Here is a 20578-nt window from a genome sequence, read left to right on the forward strand (position 1 = left end):
AAGTGTTTATTTCTTTTTGAGTATGTTTTGATGGCTTTAAAATTAGAGCCTTCCGCTAATACGCTTTCGTGTTTTGTATTTTACTAAGTCTATAATTTCCTCTATAACTTGGTCTTCTTTTTCGTTCTCTTCCATATACTTACCACTATATCCAGATTGGAAGTATACATTGGTAACTAATTCTTTTTGTTTTTCATGATTTAAAAATGCTGCGTAGTAAAGCTTTTTAGAATCTCCATATTCGTTTTTAGTATCTAATTTAAAAAAGTACACGACTCCTTTTTTGCCATCATCTGTTTTAAAAGTCTTTTCGGCTAAAAAAGAAATAGAATCTATGCCTATTTCAATATTCTCAGTGCTGAATAAATATGATTTAGCATATTTAAGTTGTGTAACTTTTTCTGCTAAATAAGGTTTTTTCAGGTTTAAAGCATAGAGTTTGTTGACTAATAGTGCTTGGTTTTTGTAGTCGTCCAAGGTTTTGTTTTTTAGTTTTTCAGGGATGCTTTCTTTTTCCTTTTCTAATAAGGCATAATAAGTGGTAAGTGCTTCGGCATTTTCACTATCTATTAATTTCTCGAAAAAACTTTCGGCTATAGATTCTTTTCTAAAAGGAAAAATTAACTTCACATAGCTGTATAGCGAGCTGTTTCTGGAGTGGTATCCAGAATTTTTGCTTAAGCCTCGTTTAATTTCAATTTTACCATCATTAATAATAGCCTTTTTATATTTTTTGTAATCCTTTGGTTTTATAATACTACTGTCTTTTAATCTTGCTAATAAATTGTAAATAGGTTCTTTGTATTCTTGAATATTTGTGTATTCTAAAAGCTCAGGAAACAGGTCTTTTTTTAGTTCTAATGAATCTTTGTAGGTGTAGAAAAGTGATTGAACATCGTACTGCTCTAGCGGTAAATCTTTTTGCATTAAAGCCAAAACGTCTTGATGAGATTTTTTGTCTTTTTTGTTTAAAAGGGCTTTTAAAATAGTGGTTTGAATTCTAGGATTAGAATAAGAGTCTACATATAAATTCTTTAAAAAAGGAATGACCTTGTTGTCTTCTAGTTCTATAAGTTCGTTAATTAAGTTTGTTTTTATGTTTTCTTTATTTTTAGGGAACTCGAAATTTTCAATCAAATCCATAATGGTATTGGTGTGCGATTTATTAAATTTTAATAGATTGTAGGTGTTCATTACAATGCTGTCGTCTTTTTTAAGCGCTTCAAAAAAGCGTTGAGTTTTATCTTTAAAAACAGTTTCTCCCATAATAGTGTCTATGGGTTTAAATGTCTTGTAGAAATTTTTAATAAAAGGAGAAGGCTCGTTTATAGAATCGTTTAAAGATTTAATAGTAAATAACACTCCCTTTTTTACAATATGCTTAACTCTTATCGCTTTAGCGCTTAGAGAGTCTGTTAGTGTGTAGCTGTAAGTATAGGTATTGTCTTTAGATGTTTTTTTCTTGTTGTTAATTTTAAAAACTTTGATATCGTCACCTTTATATTTTGGTAGTCTAGAGTCGTCTAATTCTTTCCACAAACTATCAATATTGGTATACATTTGAAAATCATGAAACTTAGTTCTAATAACAGAAATTTGTTCGTTAGCTTTAGAGTAATAGTTTGTTTGCTTTGTAATTGCTTCGTAATCTTTTGTTTTTTGTCTGTTATTACGATTGTAGCTTATAATAACAGGTTTAGTATTTGTTACTACAGAAAAATGAAGAGACGTATCTATTTTAGTTTCGAAACCATCATACTTGGTTTTATTAAACTTAAAAGAATTAAAGTAGGCAGAAGCTTTGTCTTTTTCGAAACCAGAATAACCCAATAGGTAATAACTGCCATCTTTTACAATGGTTTTTAAATAGATTTTTCTATTTGAAACCGAATCGAATTTAGCAACAGCTTCGTAACTCTTGTAAGTTCCGTTGTTAAATTTACCAAAGATACTATCTTCAATTTTTAAGTCTTTAAAAAAGCTTTTAGTTATGTATTTCGCTTCAAATTCATCTTCTTCAATATAGTAAGTGTCTTGATTTACAGACTCTTTTAAAAAATAATAATCATCGCCAATATTAGCTTGAATTATTTTGTTACCTGCATTTTTAAGATTGTCCTGCGTATTAAACTCAGGTAAAAGCACTTGGTATTTACCAAAAGGAGACTTAAATGTTTCTATGGTTCTAGATGGTGTTTTAAAATGAATAGAGTTAAAGATTTCCTTTTCGTAATCTAAAACATAGTTTTTAGGGCCTCCAAATTTTATAACAACAAGTTCTAATGGTGTTTTATATATGTGGTACTTTTGGTAATCACCTTTTTTTGTTTTGTTTAAAACACTTAATCCTGGAAAAGGAGTTATTATTTTTTCTTTAGAAATAATGTCTCCGGGAATATCTTCGAACAAAAAATTCTCAAAACGGTCTAAAGTAATTTCTTCTTCATTAGGTAAATAATCGAATAAATTAAAACGGCTAACAGTTAAAAAAGCACCATTAGTCATGTCTGGTGAGATAGAGAATTTTTGTCCGTTGTAGAAATATTCTTTTAAATCACTAAAGCTTTTCATAGTTAAAAATCCATCAGCAGTAGCAGTTTCTTTTAAAACAGGAGGAGCAATAAAGTTTTCTATAGACTGTTTTTTTGTTTGTCCGTTTTGTGTTTGTTCACTTAGTAATGCTTTTACGGTGTAACCTTTATCTCTAAGTGTTTTAAGCATGCCGCGATCTCCAGGTAAATGTGCAGCGCCTACACCAGCAAAGACCGATTGTTTTTGCATAACGCTATCTAAAACTTTTACCATGTTATCGTTTCTAATGTAAAGCATGTTCTCTCTAAAATATGGAGTATTAGAAGCTTCTCCAATAGAGTCTAAAAGCGCTAGATTACGTTCGCGATAAGTGCTTTCTTGAAGTAAATGTGGACTTTCCTTTTCGTAAATTTCGGTTAACCAAGGATCTATTTTTTTCTTGTAAGCATTAGTGCTTGCTTTGCTAGTTAAATACTCGGCTTCGTCTAAGTCCTCAAGGCTAATAATAGGTTTATTTTTCTTTTTCCCTGCTTGATAAATAAACATATCGAGGTAGGTTTCTTCTTCAAAATTATCTGAACGCGAACTTTTTCTATACAAATAACCGTTCAACATACGGTTGTCTTGTCGTATGGCACTTCTAATTAATAATTCGTTTGGATGTTTCAAGCTAAATTTTGAGGAGTAAAATCCACTTCTATAATTGCCGCTTGAATTTTGAGGAGATAAAATTGCATTTTCATAACTATGGTTTAACCATGTAGAAGGATCACTTTCAAGTGCAATAGCTTCACTTTTAGAAAGTGCATCAAAAAATACGTCGTCTAATCTAAAAGCTACTTTTTTACTAACGTGCATGGTACCATAGATGTAAGACGATTTTTGTAAGCCATTACCAGAAATCTCCCAGAGTAAACTTTGTTCTTGCTGTTGAGAAAAACCTAAAAAACAAAAAAAAGTAGCATATATAATAAGGCACTTGTGCATAGACGAGAATAAAATGAACTATAAATATATTTATTTAACTTAAACTATATGTAAAATATAGAATTTTAACGTGTTTATAACATAAGCAGTTTTTTAATATTTCGTTTAGTATCTTATAGTATTGTATTTTTGTAAAAAAAGAAAAAGCAGATTCCCGTCTTCGCGGAAATAAAAAAAGAAAGAATGAAAGGAGCATTACTTGTAAATTTAGGGTCACCAGAAAGCCCAGAGCCTAAAGATGTAAAAAAGTATTTAGGAGAATTTTTAATGGATGAGCGTGTAATAGATGTTCCTCTTTGGGCAAGAACTTTGCTTGTAAAAGGAATTATTTTAAACACACGACCAAAAGCATCTGCCGCAGCTTATAAAAAAATATGGTGGGAAGATGGTTCTCCTTTAATTGTATTGTCCGAGCAATTACAAGAAAAAGTGCAAGAACAGGTCGATTTTCCTGTAGCTTTAGCAATGCGTTATGGTAGTATGACCATTAAAAAGGGACTACAAGAATTAGTAGATAAAGGTTGCGACGAGGTATTTTTAATACCGTTATATCCGCAATTTGCTATGGCAACAACAGAGACTATTTTAGTTCTAGCCGAAGAAATAAGACAGGAATTTTTTCCAAATTTAAAAATAGACTCACTTCCTGCTTTTTATAACAATCCAGAATATATTACTGTTTTGGCTAATAGTATAAAAGACGACTTAAAAGGTAAAGAATACGAACACTTATTATTTTCATATCATGGTGTTCCAGAGCGCCACATTCGTAAAAGCGATATTACAAAATCGCATTGTAAAATAGATGGTAGTTGTTGTGAAACAGCAAGTAAAGCGCACGAGTTTTGTTACCGTCACCAATGTAAAGAAGTAACACGTTTGGTTGGTGAGTATTTAAAACTAGAACCCGATACGTATTCTACATCGTTTCAATCGCGTTTAGGTTTCGATCCATGGTTACAACCTTATACAGATAGAACTATCGAGCGTTTAGGTAAAAAAGGAATAAAAACTATGGCAATAGCAACTCCTGCTTTTGTTAGTGATTGTTTAGAGACCTTAGAAGAAATAGCAATGGAAGGCGAAGAGATTTTTCACGAAATGGGTGGAAAAGAATTTTCAACAATCCCTTGTTTAAACACCAATAAAGACTGGGTATCATTATTAGCAAAATGGATTAACGAATGGTCTAAAAAGCCAATCGAAGCTTAATTATGGAGTACTATAATTATATAAAAGCATTGCATCTTATTTTTGTAATCACTTGGTTTGCTGGTTTGTTTTATATTCCAAGGCTATTTGTTTACCAAATTGAAGCATCCCATAAACCATCTCCGGATAAAGAAATTTTAGGAGAGCAATTAAAGTTAATGGCGAAACGATTGTGGACAATAATTACCTGGCCTTCTGGAATTTTAGCTGTGTTTTTTGGTTTGACTTTATTCTATTTAAACCCATACCTTATTCAAAACGATTGGATGCAAGTAAAACTAGGTTTCGTTGTTTTACTTATTGCTTATCATTTGCAAACTCATGTGTATTTTAAGCAATTACAAAACGATATTGTAAAAAAGAGTTCTAGTTTTATGCGATTATGGAACGAAGGCGCTACTTTTATCTTATTTGCGGTTATCTTTTTAGTATTATTAAAGAGTGCCTTTAATTGGATTTTTGGTGTCATAGGTATTTTTGTTTTAGCACTACTTTTAATGTTAGGTTTTAAACTGTACAAGAATATTCGAAAGAATAATCCAAGAGCATAATTTTTTGGGCGTTACCTAAAGGTCGTGCGCTCCACTATATCTTTTTTGGCATAAGCGCTCACAAAAAAGGATGCCGTTGCGATCACTAACGCTAAATAATGGTTCGATTATTGTTATCTTTATTGTAAGAAAAAAAATAGACTAAAACGAGCACGTAAAAGTTAATCTTCTAAAGAAATTGACTAATAGCATGCGACAGATAAAAGTAATAGAAAAAACGCATGAAACTAAAAAAACTGTCTTTACGTACCAGGATATTTATAGCCATGATTTTGTTAGTCGTGCTATCTTCAGTATTAATTGCAGCAGTTGCCATATATCAATACAACGAAGAAACTCAAGATTACCACAAACAACGTTTAGATAGAAAAGAAACAGCAATAATAAGAAGCTTAGATTTTGTTATCCGTGAAACCTCATTTCCGGTCACTACAGAAAATGTTCCTCTTATTTTTAAAATGAAAATTTATGAAGTTGCAGAGGTTCACAATATTCAAATAAACTTATACGACTTGGAAGGTTCGTTGTTAATTTCATCTAAATCGGGATTGCAACCATCAACCGAAAAATGCTTAGAACCTAAAGTTTTAAACACACTTTCTAATACTGCCGAACACCGTTATGAAGATAGGCGAGAGGAAGGTACAGAAACTTTTAGGTCTTCTTATCGTTTTATTACAGATTCAAAATACAAAGATTTAGCAATTATTAATTTACCTTATCTAGAAAACGATGATTTTCTTGCTAAAGAATTAAATGAATTTTTAGAACGTTTATCATATACTTCTTTAGTTGTCTTGTTAATGGCAGTTGCGTTGGCTTTTTTCTTATCGCGCTACATTACAAAACCAATTAAAGCCATTAGTGAGAAAATGAACGCGACGCGTTTGGAAAAACGTAACGAAAAAATTAACATTCAAGATACAAGTGAGGAAATTTCAACGCTTGTAGATTCTTACAATAGAATGATTGATGAGCTTGAAGAAAGTGCAGTGCAACTAGCTACAAGTGAGCGAGAACAGGCTTGGAGAGAAATGGCAAAACAGGTTGCTCATGAAATAAAAAATCCATTAACTCCAATGCGATTAACGGTGCAAAGTTTTCAGAGAAAGTTTGATCCTCAGGACGAGAATATTCACCAGAAACTAGATGAATACTCTAAAACCTTAATACAACAAATAGACACTATGAGTTCTATTGCAGGAGCTTTTTCAAATTTTGCAAAAATGCCAGCACAAAAAACGGAAACGCTTAATGTTGTTGAGGTTGTAGATTTAACTCTCGATATTTTTAATGAGAATTACATCACTTTTCAATCGGATAGAAAAGAAATTATAGCAAGTTTCGATAGAACACAGCTTATTCGAGTGGTTACCAACTTAATAAAAAATGGAATTCAAGCCATTCCAGAAGGACGATTACCACAGATTATTGTTAATGTAATTGAAGAAAATGAAGGTGTAAAAATTACGGTTTCAGATAATGGAATTGGTATTTCCGAAGAAAATAAAGTTAAAATTTTCGAGCCTAAATTTACTACAAAATCAAGCGGAATGGGATTAGGTCTTGCGATGGTTAGAAATATTGTGGAAACTTATCGTGGAACTATTACCTTTGTATCTAAGAAAGATGAAGGGACAACTTTTACTGTTGCCTTCCCAAAAAAATAAATAACAAAACGTCTACTAACAAAGAGGTTATAAATATACTTTTCAATGCAATACGAAAACATACTATCAGAAAATGAAAATGGAATTACAACCATTACGGTAAACAGACCTTCAAAATTAAATGCATTAAACAAAGCGACCATAGGAGAGCTTCATGAGGCTTTTAAAGCAGCAAATAATGACGAAGCAATAAAAGTAATAATCATTACAGGAAGTGGTGAAAAAGCTTTTGTTGCAGGTGCAGATATTAGTGAATTTGCAAACTTTAGCGTAGAAAATGGAGGGAAATTAGCAGCTAAAGGTCAGGAGTTGTTATTCGATTTTGTTGAGAATTTAAGTACACCGGTAATTGCGGCCGTAAATGGTTTTGCTCTTGGTGGTGGATTAGAATTGGCTATGGCAGCACACTTTAGGTTGGCGAGCGATAATGCAAAAATGGGATTGCCAGAAGTTTCTTTAGGTGTAATACCTGGTTATGGAGGTACGCAACGTTTACCGCAATTAGTTGGTAAAGGTCGTGCTATGGAAATGGTAATGACTGCTGGGATGATAGATGCTAATACAGCAAAAGATTACGGTTTAGTAAACCATGTAGTAACACAGGAAGAATTAATGCCTTTAGCATTAAAAATAGCGAGCAAAATTATGCGTAACTCTTCTGTTGCAATAAGCAAAGCAATTAATGCTGTGAATGCTAATTTTAAAGATGGTGTTAACGGTTTTGAAACTGAAATAGAGGAATTTGGAAATTGCTTTGGTACCGAAGATTTTAAAGAGGGAACAACTGCCTTTTTAGAAAAACGTAAAGCAGATTTCCCAGGAAAATAAGATTGGGAGATGTTATTTTGCTAAATAGTAAACAATAAAAAAGGAGCCATTTGGCTCCTTTTTTATTGTTTGATTTTCTTTTTTATTAAAGACTAGAGTAACTTGTAAATGTTCTGTCGTTTACAGTGATTTCAATTTTATAATCCCCGGTTCTATCTTTTAATAAAGTGTATTTCTTAGCGATAATACTAGAATCATTTATAGTTTCAGAATATATTTTCTCGTAAGAGTCATGTTCTGTACCGTAATAAATGTTTATTGAGTAGGTAGATTTTGTAGGGTTGTAAGTGTTAACTGCTATCATTTGATCTTCAGTTTTTACTCTTGGCTTATAAATAACCATTAAGCTTTCCTTATCAAATGTTACTGTTTTAGAATCTACTGTAAAAGGATAAACTCTAATGTCAGATTTTTTATCTAATTCAAATATGTAACTACCATTAGGTAATGTTGTAAGGTCAAAAGACTTATTGTATTTCCCATTTTCTAAAATAGCTTCTCTGTAAAGAATAATGCCATAAGCATCTTTTACAAGTAGCATGTCTCCTTGGCTTACATTCTCTAAAACTAAAGTAGTTTTTCCGTCTTCTTCATTATATAATGAAGTTAATTCTGCTGCGTTACTGATTAGTGTAGCAAATACCATTGCTAATACTAAAGTGTTTTTCATTAATGTTTTCATAATCTTATTTTTTTAAGTGATTATGTGGACAAAGGTACAGGCAAAGAGTAGTTCTAAAAACAAGTGATTTGGCTACTATGTATGCTAAATTAACCTCGATGTTATTTACGAAAACGATATATGTTAATTTAGCATATATTAATGCTAAATTAGCATAGGTGGAGAACACTTTATTTTGTAATTTTGTTTAAAGCTTTTACTTATTTTGAATACTAAACCTACATTTAAAAAAATCACCCCAAATTTTGGTAGTTCTATTACAACTATTGAGAAAACTAAAAAGCGTAAACGTAGCGAAGCGTTTTGGCATTTTCATCCAGAAATTGAAATGGTGTATGTTAATAAAGGAAAAGGTAGAAGACATATTGGTAACCATTTATCTTACTTTAATAATAGTCAGTTAATCTTAATTGGATCTAACTTGCCGCATAACGGCTTTACAGATCGTTTAACATCTAAAGGTAAAGAGACAATGGTACAGTTTCATCCAGACTTTTTAGGAGAAACTTTAAAAACTCTTCCAGAGTTAAAAAACATATTTCAATTACTAGAACGTGCTAAAAAAGGTATTCTATTTAAACCTGAGATTAAAAAAATTGTTGGACCTAAAATTGAGAAGTTAACAAAATACACTGGTATTAAAAGAATAACAAAGCTTCTTGAAATATTAGAGCTATTAGCATTAACAGACGATTATGTGGTGTTAAATGAAAATGGATATGTATTTGAAACACAGCCACAGGATAGTGATAAAATAGATAAAATTTTTAAATACGTTAGTAAAAACTATCAAAACCACATTACTTTAGATGAAATAGCAAACTATGTAAGCATGACAGTTCCTGCCTTTTGTCGTTACTTTAAAAAAGTAACAGGAAAAACATTTACACAGTTTGTAAACGAATTTAGAGTGTTTCATGCTACCAAACTATTAACAGAAAGCCAAAGTAGTATTACAGATATTTGTTTTGAGTGTGGTTTTAATAACTTTTCACACTTTAACAAAGTGTTTAGTGAAGTAATAGGTAAAAGTGCTTCTAAGTATAGAGGAGAGCTAAAAGCAATGGTGCAGTAATTATGGATAAAATTGAATCAGCATTACAGTATTATAATCAAAAAAGTAAGGAAATAATTGATGCTGTTAATTCTAATTCAAATTTAACAGCAGATCAAATTATTGAATACGGAGAAGAAATCGCAATTTTAGAATATAAAATTACAGCTTTAGAAGTCGCTAAAGAAAGTTAATTATTTCTCTCCATTCCATTCTGCAAAAAACTGTTTTAAATACAATAACATGAAATCATGCCTTTGGCTAGCAATTTTTTTTCCTGTTTTGGTATTCATTTTGTCTTTTAAAAGCAGTAACTTTTCATAAAAATGATTTATTGTAGGTGCGGAAGAAGCTTTGTATTCTGCTTTTGTCATATTAAGATTGGGCTTAATATCTGGATTGTAAATAGTTCTATTTTTAAAGCCTCCATAATTTATAGTTCTAGCAATACCAATTGCTCCTAAAGCATCTAATCTATCTGCGTCTTGAACTACATCTAACTCTATAGATTTAAAAACATCTCTATTGCCAATATTAGAGCTGTAAGAGATGTTTTCTATAATTTTAACCACATGATTTATAATATTAGAATCTACATTTTGTTTAATTAAAAATGCTGCAGCTACTCTAGGTCCAACAGTACTATCTCCATTATGAAATTTACTATCGGCAATATCATGTAACAAGGCACCAAGAGCGACGGTTAGTTGGTCTACTTTTTCGTTTTTAGCTATAAGTAGCGCGTTTTTATAAACACGTTCTATATGAAACCAATCATGTCCACCTTCGGCACCTGCTAATTCTTTTTTTACAAAGTTTTTTGTAGCTTCTATTAAATCATGATCTAGCATAATTTATAATTTTGCTGGCTCTACCCATTTAAATTGGTAAGAGTTTTCCGGAACCTTTATTCTATCTGCCAAACGTATCATTCTCGAAGGCAATTTCATTAAGTAATCACGAGCTTTTTCAGCTTCATCTGTAAGACCTGTAACTTTATCTATTTCCCAACGCTTCGTTAGTTTTTCTAAAATTTCAATATAATCCATAGAAGTATAAACACCAATACGCTGTGCTGTATTAGAAAACTCTTCGAAAACAGAGCCTATTTTACCACCAGATTCTCTTAAAAAGTGAGCAGGCATTGTAATTTTTTGTTTCATCATGTATTGAAACGCTAACATCATTTGGCTTGGATCTACAGCAAAAATACGCTCTACAAATTCGCTGTAAGCATGGTGGTGTCTCATTTCGTCACCAGCAATAATCTTACACATTTTAGCCAATTGTTTATTTCCTTTTTGCTTTGCTAACTTAGCAACACGATTGTGAGAAACGTAAGTTGCTAGCTCTTGAAAACTAGTATAAACAAAGTTTTTGTAAGGATCTTGAGCAGTACCAATATCAAAACCATCTGCAATAAGATGCTGTGTGGTTTGCTCGATTTCTCTCATATTAACACGTCCAGAAAGGTATAAATACTTATTAAGCACATCTCCATGGCGGTTTTCTTCAGCTGTCCAATGCCTTACCCATTTAGCCCAGCCATTTCTGCCTCCTTGATCTACACCTTCAACATCCATTAACCAAGATTCGTAGGTTGGTAACGCTTCTTCAGTAATCATGTCTCCAACTAAAACTACCCAGAAATCGTAAGGCAATTCTTTAGATAATTCTCTAATTTCTTTTACTTCTTCAAGAAAGTTTGGACCTTCAGAATTCGGTAAAAAATCTGTTGGTTGCCAAATCGTTTCTGGCGGAATTAAATATTTTTCTATTAGTGTTTCTATGTCTTTTTCTAAAAACGACATCACTTCTAATCTTATATTTTTTAATGACATAATCTTAAAGTTTTATACTGTTTTTTATAGTGTTTTCAATATGTGCTAATAATAATTCCTGTGTTTCAAAATCACTAGATTTAACAGGTTTATGAGCTTCAAAAGTTAAGTTATTTCCAATGCCCATAGGGAATTTTCCATAACGTAAATTTTTCCAAGAATTATTAATAGTTACTGGAATAATTACAGCGCTAGGTATATATTTTACTAAAGTTTCAAGACCTTTAGTCTGAAACTTTTTAGGCTTACCATCACGACTTCTAGTACCTTCTGGAAAAATAACTGCCGCTCTATTTGTGGATTCTATATAATCTGCAAATTTTCTAATAGCTACAATAGCTTGTCTTGGATTCTTTCTATCTATTAAAGCAGATCCTCCGTGTCTTAAGTTGTAAGACACACTAGGTAAACCTTTGCCTAATTCTTTTTTACTCACAAACTTTACATGGTGTTTTCTAAAATACCACATCATTGGCGGAATATCTGCCATACTTTGGTGATTAGAAACAATTATTACAGGTTGAGAGTTGTCTAGTTTATAAGGATTAATAAACTTATGCGTAGACCCTAAAAGATTAATACAGCGCATTAAGCAAAACTGTAAATAATCGACACTCTTTTTATGTGCTTTGTATCCAAACACATTAAAACAAAGCCATTGTATTGGATGGAAAACAAGTAGAGTTAACCCAAAAAATAGGAAATAAAGACAAGTTAATGGATATGCTAAAATTTTTCTCATTTGTACTATAAAATCTATATATCAAAAATAGAAAAACCACACTTAAAAAGCGTGGTTTTTCTATAATACTTAGTTTAATAGTTGCTACATGCTCACTATTAAAGTCTAATGCTTTCTAGCAATGCTCGTTATAAGCATCAACAAGGTTCTCTGCAATTAATTCTGCAGGACGACCCTCAATATGATGACGCTCTAACATGTGTACTAATTCTCCATTTTTAAACAAAGCCATACATGGCGAGCTTGGAGGAAAAGGTACCATGTGACCTCTTGCCTGGTTTACCGCTTCTTTATCTACACCTGCAAATACAGTTACGATATTGCTAGGTTTTTTATCATTATTTAAACTCATTTTTGCACCTGGACGCGCATTTGCTGCTGCACAACCACAAACCGAATTTACAACTACTAACGTAGTTCCTTCTCTTTTTATAGCTTCGTCAACAGACGCTGCTGTATGTAATGCTTCAAAACCTGCGTTTGTTAAATCTTCGCTCATAGGTTTTACCATTTCTGCTGGATACATATCTTCTAAATTTTATATTAATATTCTGCTTATGCAAAGTTAATCAAAAACCATGCAATTATTATTATGGCGTTACCTTATATCACTATCGTGCCATAAGGTCAGGCTATCACTACTCGCTTTTTTTGAGAAAAACAAAAAAGAGCTCAAACATGCCGTTCCATCCTTAACGCACTTACCTACTAATAGTCGTAACAAAACAAAGGAATTGACAACTAACAAAGTATTATATTTACAATCTTAAAAATAATAGCAGGATAATGAGTGGATTAAAATGGATTGGTGCCACAATAGGTTGGTCTTTTGGTGGACCAATAGGAGCAATAATAGGATTAGCACTTGGTGGATTAGGAGATGCTTTAGCATCAGGTAAAGGAGGTTTTACAATAGGCGATGGCACATCTAATGATGAGCGTTCGCAACAAGGCAGAAGACCAAACTATAGAACACAACAACAAAGAAGAGCACAAACAACCTCTGGAGATTTTGAGGTTAGTTTATTAATTCTAGCAACAGTAGTTATAAAGGCCGATGGCGTACAAGACCAACGCGAACTAGATTTCGTGCGTAAGCAATTTGTTGGTATGTATGGTAAAGACAGAGCAAATAAAGCATTCGAGTTATTTAAAAAAGTAAGCCAGCAAACGGTGCCATTACGTCAAGTATGTATGCAAATACAGCAAATGATGGATCACTCGTCTCGTTTGCAACTTATGCACTTTTTATTTGGTATCGCAAAAGCCGATGGTATGGTAACCGATGACGAGGAACGTCAAATTTTCACAATAGCAGGTTATTTAGGTGTTAGTTCTCGCGATTATAATAGTATAAAAGCAATGTTTTATAATAGTAGCGATAATGCTTACGAAATTTTAGAAATCACAAAATCTGCTACTACAAGCGAAATTAAAAAAGCCTATAGAAATATGGCTAAAAAATACCACCCAGACAAAGTTGAGCACTTAGGAGAAGAGCACAAAAAAGGAGCCGAGGATAAATTTAAACAAGTACAAAAGGCTTACGAGCAGCTGCAACAGGAGCGTGGTTTTTAAGTGGACAGATTATAGACATTAGTATCTGTCATTACGAGGAACTTTTTTTGCGACGTGACAATCTTATGAAATGTATATATAATTCAATTAATTATCACTTTTAACCTCCTCGCAATGACTAATTAATTTTAAATTATTTAGGAGACCTTTTAGCAAAACAACCATTAATAAGTAAACAACTATTTATGAGCGATCAAAAAATATTGGAACTTTTTAAAAATGGTAAGCGAAGCAAGGCTTTTAAAGAGTTATATAGACTTTACCCAAGAATAGAAAAACTTATTCTATCTAAAGGTGGGAAAAAATCGGATGCACAAGATGTGTTTCAAGAAGCATTAATTATTTTAAATCGGAATCTGCAAAAATCAGATTTTAAATTAACTGCTTCATTTTCTACCTATTTGTATTCTGTTTCCAGGTTTGTCTGGAAAGACATGCAAAACAAATTTTCTACACAAGAACTTCACGATTTAAAAGATAACGAAGTCTCAATATTTCATCATGTATTAGAAGAAAAAAAATATCGCTTTGCCGAGAGCGCTTTTCGCGAATTAGGAGAACGATGTCAAGAATTACTACAACGGTTTTACTTCAAAAAAATGTCTTTTAAAGCCATTGCTGAGGTTATGCAATTTAAAAGCGAAAAAATTGCCAAAAACCAGAAGTATAAATGCTTACAAAAAGCAAAAGACATCTACAGAACAACAGCTAAAACCGTTCAACCTTAATTCGAATTCAGCATGAAAAATTATATAGAAAATATAGACTTAATAAACGCTTATTTAGATAAAACGCTTTCTAAAACTGAAAGACTAAGTTTTGAAAACAGGCTAAAAACAGATACAGAATTTAAGCAACTTTATAGTGAGCAATTAACTATTTTAGAAGGTGTTAATCGTGTGGGTTTAAAAAAGGAAATTAATGCAGCAAAACAAGGTTACACTCGTGCTAAATGGATGAAATATGTAGGGTTTGTGGTTGGAGTAGTTTTAGTTTCGACTTTAATTTATAGCTTCATTTTTAAGAGCGAAACCTCTCAAATTACAGAGTCAAGAAATAGTATAATTAAAACTGTTTCAGATTCTATTATTGTAGAAAAAATATCAGAAAATAAAGCTAAGGAAATTGCATTGCCAGAAAAATTGGTGGACTCTGTTAAGAAGAGATTTACAGTTGTTAAAAGGATTGTAGAAACAATTGAAGACAAGGAGTTGACTAAAGCTTATGGAGGTGTAAAATACATGAGAGAAGTAGAAACTTTGGAGGACTTAGGTCGTTTTACAAGACAAGAGTTTAATGAGTCTTTTCCTGAGTTAAAGCACTTAAAGTCTAAAAGAGATACTGTTTTTATTGAGAGTAGAATTAATAAAGCAAAATATGGTTCTGAAGAAGTTGCTATAAAAAACAATCTCAATAGTAGAAATGAGGATAAAGAATTAAAAGCAACGGATAATGAGTTAATTACGTTTTTTAAAACGGTTAAAAAGACGCCTCAAATTATAGAAGTTAATACCGAAAAAGATTTTAAAGTTACTTGCAAAGAAGGAACTATTTTAACTATTCCTGCGAAGTCTTTTGTGGATGTAAAAACAGGAAAATTAGCAAGAGGGAAAATTAATCTTGAAGTTACAGAATATTATAAGTTGTCTGATATGTTATTGGGAAATTTAACTACAAAATCTGATGATAGACAATTAGAAACAGGAGGAATGCTGTATCTCGAAGCCAACAAAAGAGGTGCCAGGCTTAAGTTGAAACATGGTAGAAAAATACAGATGATTTTTAATAATAAAGGCAAGACAAGCATGCAATTGTTCTCAGGAGAAGAGAATGATGAAGGTGTTAATTGGAAGCTAGAGAATAAGGCGGAAGATAATTTTTTAAGTATTAAAGATGTTCCTGTTGTAAAATTAATGGAAGAAGATGTTACAGTGCACTTTCAGTCTATAGAATATGTTCCAATTTATCCAGGTTGCGAAACTGAAAATAATAATGACAGACGAAAATGTATGTCTGATGCTGTAGATAAATTAGTAAAAAGAAAATTCAATACGAGTATTGCTGAAAACTTAAGTCTTAATGGTAAGCAACGTATTTACAGTAGTTTTGAAATTGATGAAAAAGGTAACATTGGAAAAATAAGTGTAAGAGCTCCTGCAAAACAATTGGGAGACGAAACGATTAGAATTTTAGAATTAATTCCTCAATTAGTTCCTGGAAAACAAAACAATAAGCCGGTAAAAACAAGTTATAATTTAGTTTTTACAATAACACTAGAAGGTGAAACGGTAAGCTCTAATAACTCTGTAACTGTTAAAAATGATAGACGTTTTACTGAATCTTTTGAAAAAAGAGTAGACTCAATTAAAGCAACAAATGGTATTCTTGCTACAATAAGTAATAATGATATTCAACGCTATAGTTTTTCATCTTCAAATTTAGGTTGGATAAACTGTGACAGGTTCGTTAACTCTAAAAAAAGCAAAGTAAAGTTCAAACTAAAAATAAAAGACACTAAAGGTACTATTGTAAAATTAGTTTTTAAAAACATAAGCTCTATTTTACCTAGTAAAAAAAATGCTGATGAGTTCGATTTTGGAAACATTCCTATTGATGAAGAAGTTGTTGTAATCGCAATAAAAAAGACTAAAGATAAATTGTTTTTAGCTAAAGAAGAGACAACTATAAAAGCGAAACCAAAACTAAATTTAGAATTTAAAGAAGTATCAATACAAGAGTTGAAAAAGGAGCTAGAGAATTTAAGTGATTCATTTTAATTAAATCAACTATCTGTCATTCAGAAGGAGGTACGACTGAAGAATCTTTATTGTAAGATTTTTCGCTTTCGCTCTGAATGACATTTCTATTCTATTTACTTAGAACCAAAAACCAATAATTGATTATAAATAATAGACTTAGACTGTGCATTAATAGCTTTAGCATCTTCTTTAGTTAAGCCTTCAGTCTCAATAAATTTATGAATTTTCGCTCTCATTTTTCCTGGGCCACCACTAAAAAAAGTATAAGAAAAACGTTTTTTATTATCACCAAAAGTAATAGGTACAATTGGTATTTGATGATTAATAGCTAAACGGAAAGCACCATCTTTAAAATCGGTTAAAATAATGTGTTCTTCTGGAACTAAGCCTTCTGGGAAAATACAAATACTTAAACCTTGCTTTAAACGTCTTTGTGCTCTTAAAAACACAGCCTGTCTACTTTTTGGGTTGTTTCTATCTACTAAAATAGCTGTGCGCTTATAGAAAAAACCGAATAGCGGAATCTTTGCAAGTTCAGCTTTACCAACAAAAACAAACGGGTTTTTAACAGTAACCAACATTAGCATAATGTCTAGCATAGACGTATGGTTGGCAATAAACATATAACTCTTGCTTTTTTCAGGCATTTGTTCTCTTGTTATCTTAGTATTGAAACCCATGCCTATTAAAATACAACGCGCCCAAATACGCGCTAACTTAAAGAAATAAGGATACCAAGATTCTTTTAAAATAGAGACTATTAAAAAAGGAAACATAATAATAATAGGTAATGCAACCATTATGTAAAACCAAATACGGTATAAAAACCAGAAAATGTATTTAAATACAACCATAGGCGCCAAAAATACATAATTGTTTTGAGCTATTTTAATTGAAAAAAAATACCTTTGTTTTTTAATTAATCTAAAAGCGATTACTGCTTAATTTATAGATAGCAGAGTCAAGTCACAGACATTATTATGGCAAGAGTACTTACAGGAATACAAAGCACAGGAACACCACATTTAGGAAACATATTAGGCGCATTAATGCCAGCAATGGCTTTAGCTAACGATGAAACAAACGAATCATTTTTGTTTATTGCAGATATGCATTCGCTTACTCAAATTAAAGACGGTGAAACACTAAGAAACAATACGTATTCTACAGCTGCAACTTGGTTGGCTTTAGGTTTAGATATAGAAAAAACAGTATTTTACAGACAAAGTGATATACCGCAAACTACAGAGTTGTCTTGGTATTTAAGTTGTTTTTTTCCATACCAACGTCTAACATTAGCGCATAGTTTTAAGGATAAAGCAGATAGATTAGAAGATGTAAACGCTGGTTTATTTACCTATCCAATGCTTATGGCAGCAGATATTTTATTGTATGATGCCGAAATTATTCCTGTAGGAAAAGACCAATTACAACACATAGAAATGACACGTGATGTTGCTTCTCGTTTTCAGGCTAAAATGGGTGAAACATTTGTAATGCCAGAAGGGAAAGTGCAAGAAAGTAATATGCTTATTCCTGGAACAGATGGTGCTAAAATGAGTAAAAGTAAGGGAAATATTATCAATATATTTTTACCAGAAAAGAAACTACGTAAACAAATAATGAGTATTGAAACTGATAGTACTCCTTTGGAAGAGCCAAAAGATTGGGCTACTTGTAACTGTTTTACTATTTATAGTTTATTGGCTTCGGAAGATGAGATTGCTGCTATGAAAGCCAATTACGAAAATGGTAATTATGGTTATGGTCATGCAAAACAAGCCTTATACGAATTAATTTTAAAAACATTCGAAACGCAACGTGAGCGTTATTATTTCTATATGGATAATGTTGACAAAATAGAGGAAGCACTTGCTATAGGAGCAGAAAAAGCTAAAGTTGTAGCAAATACTGTTTTAAAACGTGTTAGAGCTAAAGTTGGATATTAAATTTTCACGCAACTAAAAGCTATTTTTTAGTAGCTTTTAGTTGTGTCAACATTTCTTTAGTAATAGCTTCAAGATCGAAACTGTGTTTCCAGTTCCATTGGTCGCGAGCTTCGGTATCATCAATACTTTGTGGCCAAGAATCTGCGATGTCTTGTCTAAAATCTGGCTTGTAAGTCATTTTAAATTCAGGAATAACTTTTTGTATTGAAGCCGCAATTTCTTTTGGTGTAAAGCTAATTCCAGATAAATTATAAGCCGATCTTATTTTTATAGTTTCCGGTTTAGCAGCCATAATATCTACCGTTGCTTTAATGGCATCGTCCATAAATAACATTGGTAATGCTGTGTTTTCAGATAAGAAACACTCATATTTACTAGCTTTCAATGCTTCATGGTAAATTTCAACAGCGTAATCTGTAGTGCCACCACCTGGTAATGTTTTCCAGCTAATTATGCCAGGATAACGAATACTTCTAACATCTACACCATATTTATTATGGTAATATTCGCACCAGCGCTCACCAACTTGTTTGGTAATACCGTAAACGGTTGTAGGTTCCATTGTTGTGTACTGTGGTGTGTTTTCTTTAGGTGTTGTTGGTCCAAAAACAGCAATACTAGAAGGCCAAAATACATGATCAATAACTTTTCCTTTAGCAAGGTTTAAAACATGAAAAAGAGAATTCATATTTAAATCCCAAGCTTCCATTGGATATTTTTCTCCAGTAGCACTTAATAGCGCAGCCATTAAATATACAGTCTTTACATTATTATTAAAACAACAATCTTTAATAGCATTAAAGTTCTTAGCATCAAGAATAGCAAAAGGACCTGCGTTTACAAGATCTAGTTTTCGGGTGTTAATATCGCTAGCAATAACGTTATCTACGCCGTGTATTTCCCTAAGTTTGTAAGTAAGCTCAGAGCCTATTTGACCGCAAGCGCCAATAATTAAAATTTTTGATGACATAATTTGTTGTATAAAAAGTGTGTCAAAAATAATAAGATTTTATTCAGCATTTAGTTAAAAACTAAAATTTAATAGTGCGAATTTATTTTTATGAAATTACTAAGAACTTAAAAGATTGAATACAATATATTTGTAGTAATCAAGATACTATACTCAATGAAAAAGATATTAATAATAGCGCTTCTAGTTACGCTTTCGTCGTGCAAAAAAGAAGTGACTACAGCAACAGAAACTACTTTAGTTATTAGTGATTCTACAAAAATTACTAAAGAAGACATTTCTAAAATTAACTATATAGAATATGGTATAGATAACAAGGCTAAAGTAACTTTAGATTCTTGGCAAGCTTATAATACTATTTCAAGTGCTATTGATCAAATTAAACAGGCAGATTTTACTTTTTTTAAAACTGATGATGCTATTTTTAATACCACATTAACAGACATAGAAACTACAACGCCAGAGGCAATAGATAGCGAGCCAATAAAAGCAAGAATTTTAATTTTAAGAACAAAATTATTAAAACTTAGAGAGTCGGTTAATTTAAATACAGCTAGTAAAACCGAAAAGTTAATTGCTATAAGAGAATTGTTTCAATCCTTTTCTTATGTTACACTTCAAATAAATAAGAAGTTTGAAAAAGAAGCTCAAAACATTATAAAACTAGATTCTTTATGAGAATAATTATATTACTTATAATAAGCTTATTTTTTGTGTCCTGTAAAACTGAACTTTTAGAGACTAAAAAAGATCAAGTTGTTTCAACAGAAGAAATTGAAAAAAACATCAATACTTCTTTAGATCTTTGGCATAAAGCTGCAGCTGAAGCAAATTTTGATAACTACTTTAATTTAATGACAAAGGACGGTGTGTTTATTGGTACAGATGCATCAGAAAATTGGCAAAATGAAGCTTTTAGAACGTTTTCGAAACCTTATTTCGATAATGGAAAAGCTTGGAGTTTTACTGCAGTAGAACGAAATATTTATGTCTACGAGAATCAAAAATTAGCATGGTTCGATGAGTTGTTAGACACCCAAATGAAATTATGTAGAGGCTCTGGAATACTAAAATTAGAAGACAATAAATGGAAAATTGCTCATTATGTTTTGTCTATAACTATTCCAAACGATAATGTTTCAGAAGTTGTAAAATTGAAGTCAAGTTTTGACAGCTTATATTCCGAAAAGCTGAAAACCAAAGATTAAAGGTTAGTTTTTTAC

General features: G+C 31.7%; 20 protein-coding genes. 12 read left to right on the top strand and 8 right to left on the bottom strand.

Translation table 11 applies throughout. The features are described 5' to 3' along the window. Nucleotides 1-42: 42 nt before the first annotated feature. The gene (locus tag Q0935_RS05775; protein WP_299383236.1) at nucleotides 43-3519 is read right to left on the bottom strand and encodes a TraB/GumN family protein; all 3477 of its coding nucleotides are present in this window, start codon (nucleotides 3517-3519) and stop codon (nucleotides 43-45) included. A 183-nt stretch (nucleotides 3520-3702) separates the two neighbouring features. On the opposite strand from Q0935_RS05775, the gene hemH reads away from it, so the two are divergent. From hemH to Q0935_RS05795, 4 genes are all read left to right on the top strand, one after another. Next, nucleotides 3703-4731: a ferrochelatase gene (hemH, locus tag Q0935_RS05780; protein ID WP_299383239.1), complete on the top strand. Its 1029-nt coding sequence runs from the start codon at nucleotides 3703-3705 to the stop codon at nucleotides 4729-4731. Nucleotides 4732-4733: 2 nt separating this feature from the next. Beyond that, complete coding sequence (locus tag Q0935_RS05785; protein WP_299383242.1) at nucleotides 4734-5282, top strand: CopD family protein; 549 nt, start codon at nucleotides 4734-4736, stop codon at nucleotides 5280-5282. A 221-nt stretch (nucleotides 5283-5503) separates the two neighbouring features. Beyond that, nucleotides 5504-6952, top strand: coding sequence for an ATP-binding protein (locus Q0935_RS05790; protein WP_299250332.1), 1449 nt, complete (start codon nucleotides 5504-5506; stop codon nucleotides 6950-6952). 45 nt (nucleotides 6953-6997) lie between these two features. After that, a complete protein-coding gene (locus Q0935_RS05795) occupies nucleotides 6998-7780 on the top strand; it encodes an enoyl-CoA hydratase-related protein (protein ID WP_299250330.1) in 783 nt (260 codons plus the stop codon). An 85-nt stretch (nucleotides 7781-7865) separates the two neighbouring features. Here the strand turns inward: Q0935_RS05795 and Q0935_RS05800 are convergent, their stop codons facing one another. After that, on the bottom strand, nucleotides 7866-8462 hold the full coding sequence (locus tag Q0935_RS05800; RefSeq protein WP_299250329.1) for a hypothetical protein: 597 nt from the start codon (nucleotides 8460-8462) through the stop codon (nucleotides 7866-7868). A gap of 202 nt (nucleotides 8463-8664) precedes the next feature. Between Q0935_RS05800 and Q0935_RS05805 the strand changes: the two genes are divergently transcribed. Then, a complete protein-coding gene (locus tag Q0935_RS05805; protein WP_299250574.1) occupies nucleotides 8665-9537 on the top strand; it encodes an AraC family transcriptional regulator in 873 nt (290 codons plus the stop codon). A gap of 2 nt (nucleotides 9538-9539) precedes the next feature. Further along, nucleotides 9540-9710 carry a hypothetical protein gene (locus tag Q0935_RS05810; protein ID WP_299250327.1) on the top strand — a complete coding sequence of 57 codons (171 nt, stop codon included), beginning with the start codon at nucleotides 9540-9542 and terminating at the stop codon, nucleotides 9708-9710. Here the strand turns inward: Q0935_RS05810 and Q0935_RS05815 are convergent, their stop codons facing one another. The 4 genes from Q0935_RS05815 to Q0935_RS05830 all read right to left on the bottom strand — a co-directional run bounded on the left by Q0935_RS05815 (nucleotide 9711) and on the right by Q0935_RS05830 (nucleotide 12625). After that, complete coding sequence (locus tag Q0935_RS05815) at nucleotides 9711-10367, bottom strand: HD domain-containing protein (RefSeq protein WP_299383245.1); 657 nt, start codon at nucleotides 10365-10367, stop codon at nucleotides 9711-9713. It abuts the gene before it with no gap. Between the two features lie 3 nt (nucleotides 10368-10370). Beyond that, nucleotides 10371-11357 carry an acyl-ACP desaturase gene (locus tag Q0935_RS05820; RefSeq protein ID WP_299250323.1) on the bottom strand — a complete coding sequence of 329 codons (987 nt, stop codon included), beginning with the start codon at nucleotides 11355-11357 and terminating at the stop codon, nucleotides 10371-10373. A gap of 4 nt (nucleotides 11358-11361) precedes the next feature. Then, nucleotides 11362-12099: a 1-acyl-sn-glycerol-3-phosphate acyltransferase gene (locus tag Q0935_RS05825; RefSeq protein WP_299250321.1), complete on the bottom strand. Its 738-nt coding sequence runs from the start codon at nucleotides 12097-12099 to the stop codon at nucleotides 11362-11364. Between the two features lie 115 nt (nucleotides 12100-12214). Further along, nucleotides 12215-12625 carry a BrxA/BrxB family bacilliredoxin gene (locus tag Q0935_RS05830; RefSeq protein WP_299250319.1) on the bottom strand — a complete coding sequence of 137 codons (411 nt, stop codon included), beginning with the start codon at nucleotides 12623-12625 and terminating at the stop codon, nucleotides 12215-12217. Nucleotides 12626-12885: 260 nt separating this feature from the next. Here Q0935_RS05830 and Q0935_RS05835 point away from each other — a divergent pair, with 260 nt between their 5' ends. From Q0935_RS05835 to Q0935_RS05845, 3 genes are all read left to right on the top strand, one after another. Further along, the gene (locus Q0935_RS05835) at nucleotides 12886-13677 is read left to right on the top strand and encodes a TerB family tellurite resistance protein (RefSeq protein ID WP_299383248.1); all 792 of its coding nucleotides are present in this window, start codon (nucleotides 12886-12888) and stop codon (nucleotides 13675-13677) included. Nucleotides 13678-13862: 185 nt separating this feature from the next. Beyond that, on the top strand, nucleotides 13863-14405 hold the full coding sequence (locus Q0935_RS05840; protein ID WP_299383251.1) for a sigma-70 family RNA polymerase sigma factor: 543 nt from the start codon (nucleotides 13863-13865) through the stop codon (nucleotides 14403-14405). A gap of 12 nt (nucleotides 14406-14417) precedes the next feature. Further along, entirely contained in the window at nucleotides 14418-16454 is a 2037-nt protein-coding gene (locus Q0935_RS05845) for a hypothetical protein (protein ID WP_299383254.1), read from the top strand. 95 nt (nucleotides 16455-16549) lie between these two features. Here the strand turns inward: Q0935_RS05845 and Q0935_RS05850 are convergent, their stop codons facing one another. Beyond that, nucleotides 16550-17290, bottom strand: a complete 741-nt coding sequence (locus Q0935_RS05850) for a 1-acyl-sn-glycerol-3-phosphate acyltransferase (RefSeq protein ID WP_299383255.1) — start codon at nucleotides 17288-17290, stop codon at nucleotides 16550-16552. Between the two features lie 126 nt (nucleotides 17291-17416). On the opposite strand from Q0935_RS05850, the gene trpS reads away from it, so the two are divergent. After that, nucleotides 17417-18385 carry a tryptophan--tRNA ligase gene (gene trpS / locus Q0935_RS05855; RefSeq protein WP_299383257.1) on the top strand — a complete coding sequence of 323 codons (969 nt, stop codon included), beginning with the start codon at nucleotides 17417-17419 and terminating at the stop codon, nucleotides 18383-18385. A gap of 19 nt (nucleotides 18386-18404) precedes the next feature. Here the strand turns inward: trpS and Q0935_RS05860 are convergent, their stop codons facing one another. Beyond that, the gene (locus Q0935_RS05860) at nucleotides 18405-19355 is read right to left on the bottom strand and encodes an NAD-dependent epimerase/dehydratase family protein (RefSeq protein ID WP_299383258.1); all 951 of its coding nucleotides are present in this window, start codon (nucleotides 19353-19355) and stop codon (nucleotides 18405-18407) included. A gap of 156 nt (nucleotides 19356-19511) precedes the next feature. On the opposite strand from Q0935_RS05860, the gene Q0935_RS05865 reads away from it, so the two are divergent. Continuing rightward, complete coding sequence (locus Q0935_RS05865; protein ID WP_299383262.1) at nucleotides 19512-20033, top strand: hypothetical protein; 522 nt, start codon at nucleotides 19512-19514, stop codon at nucleotides 20031-20033. Next, nucleotides 20030-20563: a nuclear transport factor 2 family protein gene (locus tag Q0935_RS05870; protein ID WP_299383265.1), complete on the top strand. Its 534-nt coding sequence runs from the start codon at nucleotides 20030-20032 to the stop codon at nucleotides 20561-20563. Before Q0935_RS05865 ends, Q0935_RS05870 begins: the two co-directional genes overlap by 4 nt. Nucleotides 20564-20578: the final 15 nt, after the last annotated feature.

It is taken from the genome of uncultured Lacinutrix sp. (genome assembly GCF_947500605.1).
Taxonomy (GTDB): domain Bacteria; phylum Bacteroidota; class Bacteroidia; order Flavobacteriales; family Flavobacteriaceae; genus Lacinutrix.

Bases quoted from the DNA above. Each gene is read 5' to 3' on its own strand.
- Q0935_RS05795 (WP_299250330.1), top strand. From the start codon at position 6,998: ATGCAATACGAAAACATACTATCAGAAAATGAAAATGGAATTACAACC.
- Q0935_RS05790 (WP_299250332.1), top strand. From the start codon at position 5,504: ATGAAACTAAAAAAACTGTCTTTACGTACCAGGATATTTATAGCCATG.
- Q0935_RS05800 (WP_299250329.1), bottom strand. From the start codon at position 8,462: ATGAAAACATTAATGAAAAACACTTTAGTATTAGCAATGGTATTTGCT.
- Q0935_RS05825 (WP_299250321.1), bottom strand. From the start codon at position 12,099: ATGAGAAAAATTTTAGCATATCCATTAACTTGTCTTTATTTCCTATTT.
- Q0935_RS05835 (WP_299383248.1), top strand. From the start codon at position 12,886: ATGAGTGGATTAAAATGGATTGGTGCCACAATAGGTTGGTCTTTTGGT.
- Q0935_RS05840 (WP_299383251.1), top strand. From the start codon at position 13,863: ATGAGCGATCAAAAAATATTGGAACTTTTTAAAAATGGTAAGCGAAGC.
- Q0935_RS05775 (WP_299383236.1), bottom strand. From the start codon at position 3,519: ATGCACAAGTGCCTTATTATATATGCTACTTTTTTTTGTTTTTTAGGT.
- Q0935_RS05860 (WP_299383258.1), bottom strand. From the start codon at position 19,355: ATGTCATCAAAAATTTTAATTATTGGCGCTTGCGGTCAAATAGGCTCT.
- Q0935_RS05815 (WP_299383245.1), bottom strand. From the start codon at position 10,367: ATGCTAGATCATGATTTAATAGAAGCTACAAAAAACTTTGTAAAAAAA.
- trpS (WP_299383257.1), top strand. From the start codon at position 17,417: ATGGCAAGAGTACTTACAGGAATACAAAGCACAGGAACACCACATTTA.
- Q0935_RS05870 (WP_299383265.1), top strand. From the start codon at position 20,030: ATGAGAATAATTATATTACTTATAATAAGCTTATTTTTTGTGTCCTGT.
- hemH (WP_299383239.1), top strand. From the start codon at position 3,703: ATGAAAGGAGCATTACTTGTAAATTTAGGGTCACCAGAAAGCCCAGAG.
- Q0935_RS05830 (WP_299250319.1), bottom strand. From the start codon at position 12,625: ATGTATCCAGCAGAAATGGTAAAACCTATGAGCGAAGATTTAACAAAC.
- Q0935_RS05810 (WP_299250327.1), top strand. From the start codon at position 9,540: ATGGATAAAATTGAATCAGCATTACAGTATTATAATCAAAAAAGTAAG.
- Q0935_RS05845 (WP_299383254.1), top strand. From the start codon at position 14,418: ATGAAAAATTATATAGAAAATATAGACTTAATAAACGCTTATTTAGAT.
- Q0935_RS05785 (WP_299383242.1), top strand. From the start codon at position 4,734: ATGGAGTACTATAATTATATAAAAGCATTGCATCTTATTTTTGTAATC.
- Q0935_RS05850 (WP_299383255.1), bottom strand. From the start codon at position 17,290: ATGGTTGTATTTAAATACATTTTCTGGTTTTTATACCGTATTTGGTTT.
- Q0935_RS05820 (WP_299250323.1), bottom strand. From the start codon at position 11,357: ATGTCATTAAAAAATATAAGATTAGAAGTGATGTCGTTTTTAGAAAAA.
- Q0935_RS05865 (WP_299383262.1), top strand. From the start codon at position 19,512: ATGAAAAAGATATTAATAATAGCGCTTCTAGTTACGCTTTCGTCGTGC.